17 protein-coding genes are annotated in these 15,882 nt (G+C 70.1%); 3 read left to right on the top strand and 14 right to left on the bottom strand.

Annotated features, from left to right (window positions below):
• Positions 1–18 precede the first annotated feature (18 nt).
• From AC1DS4_RS13850 to AC1DS4_RS13825, 6 genes are all read right to left on the bottom strand, one after another.
• Complete coding sequence (locus AC1DS4_RS13850; RefSeq protein ID WP_477613077.1) at positions 19–444, bottom strand: DUF2237 family protein; 426 nt, start codon at positions 442–444, stop codon at positions 19–21.
• A 1-nt stretch (position 445) separates the two neighbouring features.
• Positions 446–1,027 (bottom strand): 1-acyl-sn-glycerol-3-phosphate acyltransferase, encoded by a 582-nt coding sequence (locus AC1DS4_RS13845; protein WP_477632218.1) that lies wholly within the window; start codon positions 1,025–1,027, stop codon positions 446–448.
• Between the two features lie 25 nt (positions 1,028–1,052).
• The gene (locus tag AC1DS4_RS13840) at positions 1,053–1,805 is read right to left on the bottom strand and encodes an ANTAR domain-containing protein (RefSeq protein ID WP_477632219.1); all 753 of its coding nucleotides are present in this window, start codon (positions 1,803–1,805) and stop codon (positions 1,053–1,055) included.
• Between the two features lie 54 nt (positions 1,806–1,859).
• Positions 1,860–2,597 carry a GAF and ANTAR domain-containing protein gene (locus AC1DS4_RS13835; protein ID WP_477632220.1) on the bottom strand — a complete coding sequence of 246 codons (738 nt, stop codon included), beginning with the start codon at positions 2,595–2,597 and terminating at the stop codon, positions 1,860–1,862.
• Between the two features lie 208 nt (positions 2,598–2,805).
• A complete protein-coding gene (locus tag AC1DS4_RS13830) occupies positions 2,806–3,444 on the bottom strand; it encodes a response regulator (protein ID WP_477613081.1) in 639 nt (212 codons plus the stop codon).
• The gene (locus AC1DS4_RS13825) at positions 3,441–4,586 is read right to left on the bottom strand and encodes a sensor histidine kinase (protein WP_477632221.1); all 1,146 of its coding nucleotides are present in this window, start codon (positions 4,584–4,586) and stop codon (positions 3,441–3,443) included. Before AC1DS4_RS13825 ends, AC1DS4_RS13830 begins: the two co-directional genes overlap by 4 nt.
• A 175-nt stretch (positions 4,587–4,761) precedes the next feature.
• Between AC1DS4_RS13825 and AC1DS4_RS13820 the strand changes: the two genes are divergently transcribed.
• On the top strand, positions 4,762–5,844 hold the full coding sequence (locus tag AC1DS4_RS13820; protein ID WP_477632222.1) for a hypothetical protein: 1,083 nt from the start codon (positions 4,762–4,764) through the stop codon (positions 5,842–5,844).
• Positions 5,845–5,873: 29 nt separating this feature from the next.
• Here the strand turns inward: AC1DS4_RS13820 and AC1DS4_RS13815 are convergent, their stop codons facing one another.
• The 3 genes from AC1DS4_RS13815 to AC1DS4_RS13805 form a co-directional block, all read right to left on the bottom strand.
• A complete protein-coding gene (locus tag AC1DS4_RS13815; protein WP_477632223.1) occupies positions 5,874–6,890 on the bottom strand; it encodes an ATP-binding protein in 1,017 nt (338 codons plus the stop codon).
• Between the two features lie 169 nt (positions 6,891–7,059).
• Entirely contained in the window at positions 7,060–7,452 is a 393-nt protein-coding gene (locus AC1DS4_RS13810) for an STAS domain-containing protein (protein WP_477632224.1), read from the bottom strand.
• Positions 7,453–7,682: 230 nt separating this feature from the next.
• Entirely contained in the window at positions 7,683–8,183 is a 501-nt protein-coding gene (locus AC1DS4_RS13805; protein WP_477632225.1) for a hypothetical protein, read from the bottom strand.
• Positions 8,184–8,311: 128 nt separating this feature from the next.
• Here AC1DS4_RS13805 and AC1DS4_RS13800 point away from each other — a divergent pair, with 128 nt between their 5' ends.
• On the top strand, positions 8,312–8,977 hold the full coding sequence (locus AC1DS4_RS13800; protein ID WP_477632226.1) for a hypothetical protein: 666 nt from the start codon (positions 8,312–8,314) through the stop codon (positions 8,975–8,977).
• On the top strand, positions 8,974–9,897 hold the full coding sequence (locus AC1DS4_RS13795) for an NAD(P)/FAD-dependent oxidoreductase (RefSeq protein ID WP_477632227.1): 924 nt from the start codon (positions 8,974–8,976) through the stop codon (positions 9,895–9,897). Before AC1DS4_RS13800 ends, AC1DS4_RS13795 begins: the two co-directional genes overlap by 4 nt.
• On the opposite strand, the gene AC1DS4_RS13790 is transcribed toward AC1DS4_RS13795, so the two are convergent.
• The 5 genes from AC1DS4_RS13790 to AC1DS4_RS13770 all read right to left on the bottom strand — a co-directional run bounded on the left by AC1DS4_RS13790 (position 9,888) and on the right by AC1DS4_RS13770 (position 15,840).
• Positions 9,888–10,148 carry a hypothetical protein gene (locus AC1DS4_RS13790; protein ID WP_477632228.1) on the bottom strand — a complete coding sequence of 87 codons (261 nt, stop codon included), beginning with the start codon at positions 10,146–10,148 and terminating at the stop codon, positions 9,888–9,890. The two genes, AC1DS4_RS13795 and AC1DS4_RS13790, sit on opposite strands and share 10 nt — an antisense overlap.
• Entirely contained in the window at positions 10,145–10,843 is a 699-nt protein-coding gene (locus AC1DS4_RS13785) for a DUF2306 domain-containing protein (RefSeq protein ID WP_477632229.1), read from the bottom strand. The genes AC1DS4_RS13790 and AC1DS4_RS13785 overlap by 4 nt, the downstream gene beginning before the upstream one ends.
• Complete coding sequence (locus tag AC1DS4_RS13780; RefSeq protein ID WP_477632230.1) at positions 10,840–11,529, bottom strand: hypothetical protein; 690 nt, start codon at positions 11,527–11,529, stop codon at positions 10,840–10,842. The genes AC1DS4_RS13785 and AC1DS4_RS13780 overlap by 4 nt, the downstream gene beginning before the upstream one ends.
• 118 nt (positions 11,530–11,647) lie before the next feature.
• Positions 11,648–14,359, bottom strand: a complete 2,712-nt coding sequence (locus AC1DS4_RS13775; RefSeq protein ID WP_477632231.1) for a winged helix-turn-helix domain-containing protein — start codon at positions 14,357–14,359, stop codon at positions 11,648–11,650.
• An 89-nt stretch (positions 14,360–14,448) separates the two neighbouring features.
• The gene (locus tag AC1DS4_RS13770; RefSeq protein ID WP_477632232.1) at positions 14,449–15,840 is read right to left on the bottom strand and encodes a glycoside hydrolase family 3 N-terminal domain-containing protein; all 1,392 of its coding nucleotides are present in this window, start codon (positions 15,838–15,840) and stop codon (positions 14,449–14,451) included.
• Positions 15,841–15,882: the final 42 nt, after the last annotated feature.

Below are 15,882 nucleotides of genomic sequence, written 5' to 3'. Positions count from 1 at the left end.
GTCACGCGAGGCGCTCGCCTAGACCCCCATCGAGCTGAGGTCCGGCGGGACGTCGACGGAGTGCTCCCTCAGGACCTCCAGCGGGACAACCTGCAGCACCACCTCGTTGGTCGCCGCCAGGACGACGTGGGCGGCTGCCCCGTCACGGTGGGCCCGCGCCCAGTTGAGCGCCGTGACGCACCAGCGGTCCCCCGGCACCAGTCCGGGGAAGCGGTACTCGGGAATCGGGGTCGACAGGTCGTTCCCGATTCCGCGCTGGTGCTCGAGGAACTCGGCGGTCACCACCGCGCAGATGGTGTGGCTGCCGAGGTCCTGAGGACCCGTGCTGCAGCAGCCGTCGCGGAAGAACCCGGTCATCGGCTCCGTGCCGCAGACCTCCAGCTCGCCACCGAGGACATTTCGCCCCACCGCCCCGGCGCCCCCCGAGTCGCCCGTGGCAGCCACCTCAGTCCCCCTCCGGTGAGATGGCTCGCAGCTCCTCGCGAAGGCGAGGCTCGGTGCGCAGCTCCGGGTGTATGCCGTGCTTGTCCGCGTAGAACTCCCGCACCTTGTCCATGTCTGCGACAACATCCGGCGTGGCCGAGATCGTCGGACCGAAACCCGCTGTGCGAGTGGGCCCGTCGATGAAGGCAAGAGCGATCGGCAGCTTGGCGGATCGTGCCAGGCGCCAGAATCCGGACTTCCAGTACTCGCCCTTCTGCCGGGTGCCCTCTGCCGCCAGGATCAGCAGGAACGGCTCTCCGCTGCGCGCCTCGCGCACGAGCTCGCGCACGACCGCACCCGGGTTCTGACGGTCGAGCGGCAGGCCGCCCAGCCGGTGCAGGAGCCAGCCGACCGGCCCACGGAACAGCTCCTTCTTGATGAGCACGCGCGGTGTCACCCCGCCCCGCCACATGATCAGCAGCATCATCACGAAGTCCCAGTTGGACGTGTGTGGAGCGCCGACGAGCACCCCGGTGCGGGGCACCTCGCCCACGGCGGTCCAGCCTGCGGACCGCAGCACCAGGCTGGCGAGGCGACTCCTCATGGTGTGCCTCTCGGGTGAGGTCGGGTCACCGGGCAGGTGGTGGCGTGGGGGTGGTCCTGGCCGTGGTGAGGTCTGGATGGCTGGTGGGGTCGGCGACGATCGCCTGGGCGATGTCGGTCAGCCGGTGGTGGTTGCGGCGAGCGTACTGGCGCAGGCGGTCGAAGGCCGTGTTGACATCGATGCCGTGGGTCCTGGCGAGGACGCCCTTGGCCTGCTCGATCGCGATCCGGCTGTTGAGCGCACCCTGGAGCTGCTCGGTGAGGATCTCCGCGCTCCGGATGCTGCGCTCCTGCAGGAGGCCGATGGTGGCGATGTCCGCCATGGACTGCAGGATGCGGGCGTCCGCCGACTCGAGCCGACCGGTCTGGCTGCTGAACATGTTCAGTGCCCCGATGACCCTCTGGCGATGGCGCAGGGGGAAGGCGTGGACGGAGCGGAAACCTGCAGCGACCGCGCGCGGGGCGAACAGGGGCCACCGCTCGGTGGCCTCGTGCAGGTTGGTGTTGACGACCGCGGTGCCGGTGCGGAAACAGTCCAGGCAAGGCCCCTCCTCGTACTGCAGCTGGAAGAGCTCGAGCAGCTTGACCGACTCGGCCGAGGCGGCCATGTACTGCAGCTGGCCGTGGGGGTCCGCCAGCAGCAACCCGGCGGAGTCCGCGCTGCTCACCGCAGCGGTGTGCCTGGTCACGGTCTCCAGGAACTCGATGACGTCGAAGTCGTCGACGAGGGTGTCCGCCACCTCTACGAAGACCTCGGCGAGCACATCAGCGGCAATCATCGTGGGCTCCCCTTCCCCGTCGCGTCCTGCGCAGGCGGCCCGTCCTCTGCCCGGTCATTTCGTGTCTCGGTTCAGTCTGAGTTTACCGGCGACGACGTCCCTTGCGACATCGCTGATGTAACGCCCGTGGGCGTACGCGTGAGCCCGAAGTCGCGCCATCGCCTCGTCGATACCCACCCCGAGATCCACCATCACCATCCCCTGCGCCTGGTAGACCTCGAGTCGGTAGGCCAGCGCGTCATCGAGGTCCTCGGTGGTCTTGCCGTCCTGGGCACCGTCCTGTCCGTCCACCAGCAGACCCATCGCCACCTCGGCGAACGTGACCGCCTGCGTGAGCCCGTCGGCGGTCAGCGACCCCCGCTCGTCGCGGTAGACGTCGAGCGCACCGGCTCGAGCAGCCCCGACCTGTAGGGGAAAGGCGAAGACTGCATTGATGCCGCGCCCGTGGGCGGCCGGGGCGTAGCCCGGCCAGCGTCGCATCCCGCGCGTCGGCAGGTCCGGTTCCATGACCGGGCGCCGCGAGCTGTAGGCGTCGATGCAGGGGCCTTCGCCGAGGGTGAACTGGAGCTCCTCGAGCTCCCGACTGGCAGCACTCGACGCGGCGATGGTCCCGCCTCCGCGGTTGTCGTCGGTCAGGAGGCTGACGCCGACCCCCGTGGCCGGGAGCGCGCGGGTCAGCGCGGAGCAGAGTCGTTCGAGCCGACCGATCGTTCCCGGGTGTCCACCCGGAGGGGATGGCTCGTCGTCGATGAGCCGGTTGGCGCGGGCAAGGCGACCGTGGACCTCAGTCACAACGGCCCCCCGGCCCGAGCTGGGGCTGTTGCCGTGGCGGCCCGACATGCGCCCACGGCACCCACGGTCCACCTGCTCATGTGCTCACCCGTCATCGACTCCGACCCGGTCTGGGCGCTGTCGTCGGCGTCCGGGGGCTGGCTGCTAGGCCTGCATCGAGGATAGCGCTGATGGCCGTCCTGCCCGCGAAATGGCTCGCCGTGACGCCTCAGGCGACGCCGGCGCGGTGCGCGATGACGACAAGCTGCACACGGTCGCGAGCGTCGAGCTTGGTCTGGATCCGCGAGACGTGGGTCTTGACGGTGGTCTCGCCGATGAAGAGGCTTCGCGCGATCTCGGGGTTGCTGGCTCCCTGGGCCACGAGGTGCAGCACCTCGGACTCCCGCGGCGAAAGCCGCCCCAGGGCTGCCACCGCCTCCGGATGCTCCCGCCTCGGTTGGCCCCGGACCAGCTGAGCGAGCACCTGCTTCTCGACGGCGACGTCACCAGCGGCCACGGCTCGAATCGCCGCGACCAGCGACTCTCGCGGCGCATCCTTGAGGAGGTACCCGCTGGCACCGGCCCGCAGCGCGGCGAGCACGTAGTCGTCCGCACCGAAAGTCGTGAGGATGAGAATCTTTGTGGCAGAACCTGATTCGACAATCCTGCGGGTGGCCTCGATGCCGTCGACCTCAGGCATCCGGATGTCCATCAGGGCGACGTCTGGTGCGAGGGTCGTGATCAGGCCGATCGCCTCCGCTCCGTCGGCGGCCGTCCCCAGCACGGTGAAGTCCTCTTCGGCATCGAGGATGGCCGCGACGCCGTCACGGATGAGGAACTGGTCATCGACCACGACGAGGGTGGTCACGGGGCATCCCCGAGGGGCAGGACGGCACGCACGCGGTAGCCGCCGCCGGGCCGCGGTCCGGTCGTCAGCATGCCGCCACAGGCAGCCACCCGTTCGTGCATTCCTGACAGTCCGAACCCGGGTGCGGCCGAACTGCCGTTCACCCCGCTGGGCGCCTCGCTGTCGTTCTGCACGTCGATCACGAGCAGGTCGGCCTGCTGTCGGACGGCCACCGAGGTGGGCGACGTGTGCGCGTGCCGCAGGGCATTGGTGAGGGCTTCCTGCACCACTCGGTATGCCGTGGCCGAGGCTTCGGGAGTGAGCGTGGGTTCGCTGTCGGGGGCATCAAGGGTGATCTGCAGCCCGGACTCCCGCATCCGCCGGACCAGCTCGGGGACGTCGGGCCAGGTGGGCGGGTGGGCGGCGCTGTTGCCCTGCGTCGGATCCCGCAACGCCTCCAGCAGGCGTCGGGTCTCGCCCAGCGCGTCGCGCCCCGTGTCCTGCACCCGGAGCATCGCCTCATCTGCCCGAGCCGGGTCCGATGTCATGAACAACCGCGCCAGCTCCGACTGCACGACGATGACGCTGAGGCTGTGTGACACCACGTCGTGGACCTCGCGGGCGAGGCCCACCCGCTGGTCCGCAACCTGGGCCTGGGCCTGGGCGGCGACCGCCTGGGCCACCTGCTCCCGGAGCGTGCGCTCGTGGCGAAACGCGGCCCCCAGTGCGAAGATCCACCACGAGTTCAACCCCCACGCCCACGCGTTGTCGACGTTGATCTCAGGGATGACGCCCGTCCACAGAAGCACCGGGAGCTCGGGCAGGACGAGGGCGGCGTACTTCGTCACCCCGGTGCCATAGCGTCCGCAGGCGAAGACGGCGACCACCAGCAGATAGAGGCCGGCCAGCAGGAACGCGTGCAGCTGCGCCGTGGTGGTCACGACGATCGAGCCGACCACCACCACGAGCGCCGCAACCGGATGGGTCCGCCTCAGGCACAGGGCGAGCGCGCTGGCAGTGAGTGCCAGGGCGAAGGGCCACCTCGCACCGTGGACCGCGACGGTCTGGGGACCCGTGACCCACAGCTCCACCTGCCCCACAGCCCAGAGGGCTGCGGGGACCGCCCAGTCCCGCCACGTCAGACGGTGCGACAGCCCTGACATGGCCCAAGGCTACGCGGGTCGGAGTGGGAGGACGTCGTCCTCAGGTCCACATCGCCGTCAGCGTGCAGGACGACACGGTCGGACCTCGGCGCGGACGCGGTCGGGTCACCCCGAGGCGCACCCTCCAGGGGTCCACCACCCCGCCTGCACCCCGCCCGCGACAAGGAAAATGCCGATGCGATCGACCCAGCTCCTGCCGACGACGATCGGCGCCGCCGCGCTCGTCCTGACGGTCTCCGCCTGCGGGGCCGGCGCGTTTGCGCAGGGAACACCCCTGGGCGCCAACGAGTTGCACGCCGTCGAGACCCAGGTCAAGACAGCGGGCAAGCCGGCCTACTACCTGGGTTCCAGCGTCGGCGATCTCCCCTTGACGTTGCTGGACCTGGTCGAGGAGAACGCGCCGGCGTTCCAGGTCGAGGCCGACTACGGCACCTGCATCGCCGCCGACGGCGGGTGCTCCGCTCCGGTGGTCGTCTCGACCAACGACTGGCATCCCGATGTCGCTGGCATGAGCTGTCGGCGGCTCGACCCACAGCTCGGCGTTCCGGCTGGGGTGCTCATGGGCGAGCTGACCCTGGTGACGGACGGCGTGGTCGTCACGGTGTCCGACTTCCGTGGCCGAGATGACAGTGACGACGTCCAGCCGGCCGTGCGCCTCCTGTCGCAACTGAGGGCCGTGGGCGCAACACAGCCGGTCGGCACCCTCCCCGCACCGGATCCCGCTGTGGCTGCCTGGATGGACGACGTCTGCGGCAGCACCCCGGGTCTGGAGGTCTCACACCCCTTCGAGGGCGAGAAGGATCCCCTCGACAACTCCCACGTCCCTGACTTCACGGTTGAACGCCTCGGTGGCGGAGAGCTGAAGTGGGCGGACTACCGCGGCAAGCCCGTCGTGATCACCGTGGGGACCGTCGCGCAGGTGTCGGCCGCGCTGGGGCGGTTGCAGCCGCTTCTGGCGAAGACTCCCTCCCGTCCCACTCTGCTCGGGCTCGTCACCGACCCGAAGGCGGACAAGTTGAACCCGCGCCCCGTGGCCGTGATCGAGCACGAGGCGGGAGACCTGCCCGCGCCCGTCGGGTATGCCGCCGTGCCCCTGTCCGCGGTGTGGTTCCTCGACGCCGCCGCCAACACCGGTGACACGTCTGCCTGGGACTCCGGGATCGTGGCGTTCGTGGACTCGACCGGCGCTGTGGTGCGGTTCGCCCCACCATCCATGCCGGACGCCCAGGTGACGGAGTGGGCTCGTTCGCTGGGCTGAGGTGCTGACGCCCACGGTCCTGGGTTCCTCTAGGCGAGCCTCGTTCGCCGTGTCGCCGAGATCCAGGTGCTGATGCGCACGGCTGTCCCCCAGCGTCCAGACCTGATCTCGACGAGGTCGCAGAGCTGGTTGGCAAGCCACAGCCCGCGACCATGGTCGTCGTCCAGCAATGCGAGGCGGTGCCCGGCCATCGGGTCCCTCAGCCGGTGGACGCTGCGGACCTCGCAGACCAGGCGGGCGGCGGTCCGCCATACGCACAGGTGACACGTCCCACCACCGTGGTTGAGGGCGTTGAGGGCTGCCTCGTGGACGGCCAGGACGACGGCTTCGGCGTCCTCGGCGGGCAGCTTCGCCCTGGCGGTCTCCTCGCGAATCGTCGTCCGAGCCGCGGCCAGGTCGGAGTGACGCGAGACGACGAAGGTCCGGGCCGGCCCGGCAGGGTCGACCAGTCGTTCGGCAAACAGGTGGCGGACGTGCGCGAGCCCGGCATAGCCCGTACTGCCCTCGTACGCGCCTTCGTGCTCGAGCAACGAGTGGCACGCCTCGATCTCGTCCGTGCGGTCGGCGTCCAGATGATCGGTGTCGAAGCTGCAACGAACCCAGAGATCGGTGTCGGCTCCAACGGCCATGTTGACCAGGGCGTCGGCGAACTGCTCCTGGCGGCGCACCGCGACCGGGCGATGGCCGTAGGCGGGACTGATGAGCAGCCTTGCCGGCTGCCCGGTGGCCTCGCACCGGTCGGCGAAGGCGATCCAGTGCGCCACGCTTTTCGAGGGATATCTGCCGTGTTCCACGAGCGTCGGCTGGCTTCCACCCGTGGCGAGCTCGCCGGACAGCCGGGCGAGCACGTCGTCGGGGGCGCAGACCATGACCTGCTCACCGGCCTCGAGCCCGCTCCGTACGAAGTCGGCGGCAGCTGCGACGAGTCGCCTGCGCCCTCGATGCAGTGAAGCGTCATGTCTGAAGCCCCCGCGCGGCTGGGGGTCGGACGGTGGCGGAAGCGCGTTGAGATGCCTGGGGTCCTTCGGTGCGGGTCCGCTCGGCATCTGCGCTCCTCGCCGAGCTGCGCCGGCCTCGGCGGTGTGACGGGCGTCGCCACGGCGTCCCCGTCAGACGTCCCGCAACGCTAGTACTACTAAAGCACCGTGAAGCGTGACAAGCCAGCGCGCGGCCCTCCCCTGCCCAGCGGACTGTGGCGCGCGCTCGTCCAGAGGGTCACGAAGGAAAGGGTGGCCGGGGCGTGCGGTAACGGGCGACGGTCCGGTCTGGGTCGAGGATCTCGAAGACACGGCTCACGGTTCCGCTCGCACCCGCGACCACGAGGCGGCCGTCCTCATTGGCTGAGAGCACCGCCTCCACGCACGAAGACTCGCAGAAGGTCAGGTTGGAGACGTCCAGGATCACCGCGCTGCGGCCCTTGGACAGCCCCGCGCTCAGGGCGCCCTCCAAGGTGTGCCGGGTGCCGATGTCGGCTTCGCCGAAGAGCTCGACGACCCACACTGCGCCGCAGTCGTAGTGGACCGCTGCCAGGGTGTGCGACGGCTTGCACGTGCGTCCTCCGGGGCCGAGGTCCCGCAGTCCGGTCATCGTCGTCCCCTGCGTGGGCACGGCCGCTTCGTCACCACGGGCAGGGACCAGCTGCAGTTCGGGGTGGCCGTGCTGGGCTGACGGTGGCACCTGAGGACTCCGGACATCGCGGGGTTCGCCACCGGGTCCGGGGTAGCCTCTCGCCCCACCCTACGCCGGGAACTCTTCGACCGACACGGCCACGATCCCAAATGCCCCTCGTAGCCGAAATGTCCCCGCCGCTCAGGGCCTTTGGCCCTGTTCCCTGGACGTCAGTGAGGCAGTGCGCTGACGTCGCTCTGGAGCGCAGCGACCTTGTCGGCGAGGTCGGACATGCCCTGGCGGAGCTCCACGAGGGTCGAGTCGAGCTTGGCGTTCAGGTCGGACAGGTCGGCACGGACCGTGGGCAGGAACTCCATGACCTGCTTGAGATCGGCCTCGATGCGACCCAGGGTCTGGTCGCTGGCCGCGCGACCGTCGTTGACCGCGGTTTCCACCCGACCCAGCGTCGCTTGGCCGCCCGCGCCCAGGGCCTCGATCCTGCCGAGTGTCTCCACGTTGACCGCCTTGAGGAGTCCACCGGTCTCCCTGACGATAGTCAGGATCTCCGCCGCGGCGTCACGTGCCCTCAAAGCTGCGTGATACGTCTGGGGCACCAGTCCCGGGAACGATCCAACCTGTCCCATGCCGCCGGTCATCTCGGTGGGCGAGGTGCGCACGAGCGCGTCCAACAACATGTTCGTGTCGCGATTCACGTCGTCGATCGATGCCATCGGCATTCTCCAGCCTCGTGGGCCACGCAGGAACGGGCGAACCGGGACGTCGGGAACGCTACACCGCCCGGCCCATTTGTCACCCATTCGTCAGTGGACTTCAGGGCAGCCGTCGCGACGATGGTCCTATGGGACCGACACGCAGCTCCGAACGTCGTGACAAGGGCGCCCGGACGGCAGGTGCCTCAGGGCTCGCCTTCGTGCTCCTGCTCCTCATCGGGGCTGGCATGGCCAGCGTCCCTGGCGGGCACGACGCAACGGCCGCAGTGCGGACGTACTACGAGCAGCACGCTGGGGTCGTCGCCGTCGCCCAGCTCGTCGAGCTGGTGGCGACCGCGCCCTTGCTCGTGTTCGTGGTGGGGCTCGCTCGATCGACCTCCGTCGAAGCCAGCAGACCCGTTGTGGTGGCCGGTGGTGGGATGTCGGCTGCCGCCGTGCTGACGGTCGTACCTCCACTGTGGCTGTGCGTTGTCGCGCCCACTGCGACGTCGTCACTCGTGCACAACCTCGCTCGCCTCTCCGACCTGGTCGACGTGCTGCTGTTCCTGACCATCGCATGGTTCGCCACGACGTGCTGGCGGCTCTGGCGGGGACCGGGATGGCTCCGTTGGATGTCGTTGGCAGTGGCTGGCCTGTGCGCGCTGCGCTCGCTGGAGATTGCCTTCGGAGGGTCCCTTCTCGAGGTTGTCGCCCCGGTTGCCTTCCTGGCTCTGGTCGTCGCGCTCAGCGTGCACCTGCTCCGGCGTTCACTCCCCTCAAAGGACCGCCTCCACGGGTCCACCCTTGCGGCATGAGCGAGTTCGACGTGGTGGTGATCGGTGGCGGCGCCGCCGGCCTGTCAGCCGCCCTTGTCCTGTCCCGGGCGCGGCGAAGGGTCCTCGTGGTCGACGCCGGGTCACCACGCAACGCCCCTGCCGCCCACATGCAGGGCTACCTCTCCCGAGACGGTATGCCGCCTGCCGACCTCTTGACCCTCGGGCGCACCGAAGTGACGGGGTACGGCGCAGAGCTCCGCACCGGCATGGTCACCGACGTCGTGCGGGACGGCACCAAGGGCTTCTGGGTGCTGGTCGACGACGGCACGCGCGTGTCAGCACGGCGGTTGCTCGTCACCACCGGTCTCAGGGATGAGCTCCCCGACATCCCGGGTCTGGCCGACCGCTGGGCACGCGACGTGCTGCACTGCCCCTACTGCCACGGCTGGGAGGTACGGAACCAACGGCTCGGGGTCCTGTGGAACGGTCCGGAGACGATCGGCTACACGCAGATCGTGCGGCAGTGGGCCGACGACGTCGTCCTGTTCGTGCCGGCTGACACGCTGACCCAGGCCCATCGTCCGCAGCTCGTGGCGCGCGCGATCGGCATCGTCGAAGGCGACGTGGCGGAGCTCCTCGTCCGGGACGACCACCTGAGCGGGGTGCAGATGGCCGACGGTCGAACCATCGCCCGCGACGCAGTGTTCGTCCCGCCGCGGTTCGTCCCCAACCACAGCCTGCTCACCACGCTGGGTGCCGACCTCGACAGCCAGGGCTGGGTCGTCACTGGAGCGCACGGATCGACCAGCGTTCGAGGGGTGTGGATGGCGGGCAACGTGAGCAATCCGCGAGCGCAGGTCATCACGGCGGCAGGCGAAGGATCAGCAGCAGCCATCGCCCTGAATGCGGACCTGGTCGAGGAGGACGTCCGCGACTCCGTCCGCGCCTTCTACCTCTGAACGACCGTCCCTTCCCCCGGGCCGTCGTCATCGACCTGCACGGCGAGCAGCGTGACGCCGAGGTCCCGGATCCTGGCCAGCAGTCCGTGGAGCTGCGCCTGGTCCGCGATCTCGCCCGTGAGCGTGGTGGTGCCGTCGACCTCGCGCGTCAGGGTGAGGCCGGCCAGCCAGGCCGACCAGCGCTCTTCGAGGTGCCCGTCCACCCGGAGCCGGTAGCTCGTGGGCGCGGGTCGACTGCCGGACCGTGTCATGGCGCACCGACCTGGGTGGTCAGCCTTGTGGCCGGCCGCTGGGGCCTCCGGCGGCCATCGCGCCCGATGACGTACTCCGCCACCGCAAGGTTGATGACCCAGCCCGCACCGAGGCTCAGGTCCTTCGTGAGGACGCTGGTCCCGAAGACCCCTTCCCCGATGCCGAGGGTGAAGACCTGGGTCCCCGCACCGAGCGCCAGGGCGTAGGCGCGGGTCATCCAGGCCCGATGACGCACGATGTCGCCACGGCGGACTGCCGCAAAGCCGAGGACGATGCAGGCGGCCATCCCTGACCCGAACGCCAGCCGGAACACGTACGCGAGCTCGCCCGTGCCGGGCTGGCGCGGATAGAACTGCGTCATCCACAGAGCCGAGCCCGCCACCGCCAAACCCAAGCCCACCAGGGCTCGTCCAGCCCTGCGGTGCCAGCCGGGTCGCCGGCGCCGCAGGGCCGCGGAGAACTGGAAGGCGCCGAGCACGGCATACGTCAGGGCACAGGTGATGTGCACGACGACCGGCACCGGCGACGCACTGAGGCGTGGGTTCGCGGGCAGGACGTGAGGGCCGCCTGCGAGCTCGAGCAGCCGCAGCGAGCCCGCGACGGCCGGGACGACCACCAACGCGACGAGGGCGAACGGCACCCACCCGGTCGACCTGGCCGACCGGGTGGGTGCCGCAGCCAGGTGGACGCTCACTTGGCACCGGCCAGGTCGTGCTGCGCGGTGGCCGAGCCGGGCGCGAACTGCGCGGTGCGGGTGCGTCCCTCACTCCACAGGGAGTAGCCGAGGCCGACCATGGCGACGCCGATCGGAAGCGCGAAGAGCCTGAAGTTGACGTCCGGCACCAGGGGGATCGCGACCGTGGCGACGGCTCCGGCAGCGAGCACCACTGCCGCCCATCGGGCGAGGACGTTGGCCCGGAAGAGAGCGACGCCGAACAGGAAGCCACCACCCAGGTAGGTCAGGGCGTTCACCAGGTTGAGGGGCTGCATGAGGCCGATGTCGCCGGTCGCGTGGCCGGCCGTCGCCACCGCGAGGACGTCGGTGACGTAGCCAGGTGAGGTGACGGCGATCGACGGGAAGACGACCAGACCGACCACTTCGATGCTCAGCATGATGAGGTAGCCGACTGCGAAGAGGAGGTACCCGACCAGCCCAAGCACTCGCGTCTGCTTCACTTGGCGCAGGTACATGCCGGTGATGCCGGCCAGTGAGAGGACGGCCATCACCACCTTCATCCCCTGCCGGACCTTCCATTCGGTGGTGGTGACGAAGGCGACGTCCAAGGGAGGGTGCTTGATCTGGACGGCGATGAAGAGCAGACCGGCGACCACGGCGCACAGGCCGGCCGCGCGGGTGAGCTTGGTGGTGGTGATGGTCATGACCGACTCCTGGTTCGAGGTCCTCGGCGAGGCGCCGTGGGGGTAGTTCGAAGGTAGGTAGCCGGACGGTGAGCGGGCGTCACCCAACGATGTGACCGACGGGGTGATTTGCCGGGCGCTACAACAGGCCGCGCTCGCGGGCGGTGCGCACCGCAGCGCGGCGACTGGTCACGTCGAGCTTGGTGAAGATGTGCTTCGTGTGGGTGCGCAGCGTGTTGTGGGACACGAAGAGCTCGCGGGCGATCTCAGGTCCGGTCAGCTCGCTCTCCAGCAGTCGCAGCACCTGCAGCTCGCGGTCGCTCAGCGCGACCGACCCACCCGCCTGCGGCCCTGCGTCCTCGAGTCCTCCAGCCCCCCGGGAGATCCGGTGCGCGAGCAGCCGACGTGCCTGGTGACCCGCGTCGACGTCCAGCTCGGCTGCGCGCAGCAGCTCCGTCATCGCTGGGCCCTCGTCGAGGAAGAGGCTGACCCAGACCTCGGGTTCGGGGGCTTGGGCCCATGCCTGGGCCAGCGACTTCACTGCGTCGTCGCGACGCCCCAGGGCGTCCCGTGCCAGGGCTGTCAGCATCCGGATCTCGAGCAGGCTTCCGTGCCGACCAGAGGTCTGGGCAGCGTCGCCCAGTCGCGTCACAAGGCTCAACGCCCCCTCCAGCGCATCCGCATGCGGATGCTCCCTGTGCTGCGCGATCACCAAGCGCACCAACGTGAGGTGGTCGAACTCGCTCAGGTACCGGGCTTCGTCGTCGATGGTGACACCTCGTCGGGCCGCCCACTCGACCGCCGGTGACAGGGTGCCCTGACTGACCCAGACCCGGGCCTTCATCGCCGCGATGGGCCGCACCTCGGGGAAGAACCCCGGCCGGTAGAGGTCCGCGGCCCGGTCGAGCAGGGCAAGGGCCTCGTGCGAGTCCCCCTCGGCCGCGGCAACCCGGCTCCGGGCCACGAACCACCGGAAGCGGCTCTCGTTCACGGGTACACGTTCGCCGAGGGCGGCGGCGGCCTCGAGGTGTCGGGCGGCGCCGTCGAGGTCCCCCGCCTCGTAGTCGATCTCGCTGAGGCCGACGTGCAGGTCCGCGGCTGCCCGCGCCACGTTCTCTCCATGCGCCTCCGTGACCTGCATTGCCTGCTCGTAGAGCCGTCGCGCCTCATGTGGTCGACCGGCGGCGAGGCACAGGTCGGCGAGCACCACCGTGCTGCTGAGCTCGTCGACCAGGTTGCCCGCCGCGTGCAGACTGGCCACTGCGTCGGTGAAGGTCTCCAACGCACCCACCACGTCACCGTTCGCCCACGCGGCAAGCCCGAGGAACCCGGCTGCACCGCCGCGGGCAAGGTGGTCGTCGGGGCCTGCCAGCTCGAGGGCGCGCCGTGCGTGGGCCACCGTGCCGGTGACGTCTCCCAGCGCCTGCGCCAGGGAGGCCCGGTGGACGGCGATGGTGGCCGGCAGGGTGCGCAGCTCGTCCGTGTCAGCCCACGGCCGGGTGGACCCGTCCTGACCGGTGGCGAGCGCCCGTTCCGCGTCGTCGAATCGCTCCTCGACGGCGCCGAGGTCACCGGAGACCATCAGCATGTAGGCATAGAAGACACTCAGCACCGGGCTGCTCCGGACGGCCGAGTCGGGCAGCGCCCTGAGCCAGCCGAGCAGCACGGCTTCGCGACGATGGCGTCGGATCGAGGGAACCGCCAGCTCCATGAGGTGTGCCGCGTGGTCGAAGTCCCGGGCCTCGAGGGCGTGCCTGACCGCGTCCTCGATGAGGCCCTGGTGCTCGAACCAGCCGCTGGCGCGCTGGTGCAGCATCGGGACGAGCTGGGGTTGCTCGGCAAGCAGTCGCGCCCTCAGCACGTCCGCGAACAGGTGGTGGTAGCGGTACCACTCCCGCCGGTCGTCCAGCGGAACGAGGAACAGGTTCCCCCGCTCGAGCGCCTCCAAGGTCCCGTTGCCGTCGTCACGACCGGTGAGGGCGTCGCACAGCGGGCCGGTGAGCCGGTCGAGGACGGCGGTCTGCAGGAGGAAACCGCGGACCTGCTCGGGTTGGTGCGCCAACACCTCTTCGACCAGGTAGTCGACGAGGTAGCGGTCATTGCCCGCGAACCGGGCGATGAACCCGCCGACATCGGACCGGCCCCGCAGAGACAGGGCCGCGAGCTGGAGGGCGGCGATCCATCCCTCGGTCCGCTCCTCGAGCGCTGCGACTTCCCCTGCCGTGAGGTCCAGGCCCGCGGAAGAGTTGAGGTATGCCGTGGCCTCCTCCGGCGTGAAGCGAAGGTCTGCGGCACGGATCTCGACCAGCTCTCCCCGCACCCGCCAGCGTGGCAGCGGCAGGTCCGGGTCGGCGCGGGTGCTCAGCAGGACGTGGACGTTCGTCGGCAGGTGCTCCAGGAAGAACCTCATCCCCTCGCGCACGTCCGGGTCGACGACGACGTGGTAGTCGTCCAGGACCAGCCACACCTCCCCGGGTGCCGCGGCCAGCTCGTTCACCAGCGGGGTCAGCACGGCTCCCACCGACACGGGCGCGGACGCGATGCGTTCCAGCGCGCCAGCACCGACGCCGGTCACCGCCGCCTGCAACGCCGTCACCACATAGGTCCAGAACGAGGCGGCCTCGTTGTCTGCGCTGTCGAGGGAGACCCACGCGACTGCGTGCCCTGCGCTTCCTCTCTGACGGACCCACTCCGACACCAGCGTCGTCTTGCCAAAGCCGGCCGGGGCGGAGACCAGGGTGAGCCTCGCCTGCCCTCCCGCGTCGAGGAGCTCGTGCAGCCGTGCGCGGCCCACCAGGCCCTGTCGCGGCCTGGGAACGTACAGCTTGGTCCCGATCAGCGGACGTGCCACACGCATCCCCGTTCAACGGTGCGCCACAGGTCCGTGGCGTTGCCCGGCCAACGCTAACGCGCTGGGCCCCGGGCGGTGCCCACGGGCGGTCAGAGCTGGGTGTTGAGGTACGCCTGCAGGCCGTTCACGGTCCGGGCGTTCCAGGTCCTGGCACCGTCCCGCGCGATCCCGAGGTAGGACTGCAACGCAGCCATCGACTTCGGACCCCACTGGCCGTCGACCGCCGTTCCGATCCGGGCCTGGAGAGCCCTGACGGTCGCGGAGCCGAGCGTGCCGGTGACCGTCACTCCGAGCCATCGCTGAAGGGCGGAGAGTGTCGCCGGCCTGAGGCTGCCGTCCACGACGAGGCGCGTCCCGAGCAGCCCGTCGTTGGCCTTCGCCAGCAGGACCCGGTATGCCGCCGCGTTGACCTTGGCACGGAACACCGGATCGCTCGCCGCCTTGGCGCTCACGGCAGAGACCATCGCCGGCAGGACGGTGGAGTTGACGGTGAGGACGATGTCGCCGCCCGCCGCGATGAAGCTCGTGGCGCGCGTGCCGGGAGACCAGCCCGCGACCTGCTTGGCGTTGCCCAGGTCGTCGCTCATGACGACCCCCGTGAAGCCGAGGTCTCCTCGGACCATCCCCCCGATGACCGTGGGCGAGAAGGCTGCGGGGTGGGCCGAGTCGATCCTGGAGTACACGGCGAGGGACACCATGACCATGCGCGCACCGGCGGCGATGGCCGAGCGAAACGGAGCCAGGTCGCCCGAGGTTCGGGTGGTGACCCTGTCGGTCACCCCGGCTGTGGTGTCGGTGTTCTCAGTCACGTGACCGAGGCCGGGAAAGTGCTTGGCAGTGACGGCCAGGCCGACACTCCGTTCGCCCCGGACGACGTCGCTGCCCTTGGCGGCGACCACCCCTGGTGTGTAACCGAATTCGCGGAAGTAGCTGCCGATGGGGATGTTCCGCGTGCCAAGGCTTGCCGGGACCGTGTCCATGACCGGGGCCAGGTTCAGGTTCACGCCTGCGCGGGACAGCTGCCGCCCCCACGATCTCGCGTCAGCCGTGAGGGTCGAATCTGCCCACGTGCCCTGCGTCAGCGCGGTCGGGATGCGCGTGAAGCCGGGGCCCTGGAGCACCTGGACCTGACCGCCCTCCTGGTCTGCGGACACGTAGAGCGGAACCCCCGCCGTTGCCGCGGCGGTCGTCAGCCGGTCCGCGCTGGCCGCGAGGTACCGCACCGGTGCCGCACCGGCATACGTGCGTCCGGTGAGGATGAGGTTGCCCACGTGCCGTGCGGAGATCGCTGAAGCCGCGGCGGCAGACAACCCGGTCGCCGGGGTGCCGACCATGAAGAGCTGCCCGATCCGTTGCGCCTCGGTCATCCTGGTGAAGGCCGCCTGCGCGAGGCTGGCGGGCGTCGCGGCGGCGCCTGCGGTGGCCCCTGTCGTCGTCGTGGCCGTCAGGGCGCTCGCCAGCGCCAGCGTCAGCGCGCCCACCACCGAAGTCCTTCTGGTCAGTCGCCCGCGTCCCATACCCTG

This window comes from Pedococcus sp. P3_C7, assembly GCF_056402615.1.
This window is presented reverse-complemented; position numbering and strand designations above follow the sequence as displayed.

Coding starts and splice junctions, on each gene's coding strand:
- AC1DS4_RS13820 (WP_477632222.1), top strand. CDS start 4,762: ATGCGATCGACCCAGCTCCTGCCGACGACGATCGGCGCCGCCGCGCTC.
- AC1DS4_RS13790 (WP_477632228.1), bottom strand. CDS start 10,148: ATGACACGGTCCGGCAGTCGACCCGCGCCCACGAGCTACCGGCTCCGG.
- AC1DS4_RS13815 (WP_477632223.1), bottom strand. CDS start 6,890: ATGCCGAGCGGACCCGCACCGAAGGACCCCAGGCATCTCAACGCGCTT.
- AC1DS4_RS13795 (WP_477632227.1), top strand. CDS start 8,974: ATGAGCGAGTTCGACGTGGTGGTGATCGGTGGCGGCGCCGCCGGCCTG.
- AC1DS4_RS13840 (WP_477632219.1), bottom strand. CDS start 1,805: ATGATTGCCGCTGATGTGCTCGCCGAGGTCTTCGTAGAGGTGGCGGAC.
- AC1DS4_RS13805 (WP_477632225.1), bottom strand. CDS start 8,183: ATGGCATCGATCGACGACGTGAATCGCGACACGAACATGTTGTTGGAC.
- AC1DS4_RS13825 (WP_477632221.1), bottom strand. CDS start 4,586: ATGTCAGGGCTGTCGCACCGTCTGACGTGGCGGGACTGGGCGGTCCCC.
- AC1DS4_RS13845 (WP_477632218.1), bottom strand. CDS start 1,027: ATGAGGAGTCGCCTCGCCAGCCTGGTGCTGCGGTCCGCAGGCTGGACC.
- AC1DS4_RS13800 (WP_477632226.1), top strand. CDS start 8,312: ATGGGACCGACACGCAGCTCCGAACGTCGTGACAAGGGCGCCCGGACG.
- AC1DS4_RS13780 (WP_477632230.1), bottom strand. CDS start 11,529: ATGACCATCACCACCACCAAGCTCACCCGCGCGGCCGGCCTGTGCGCC.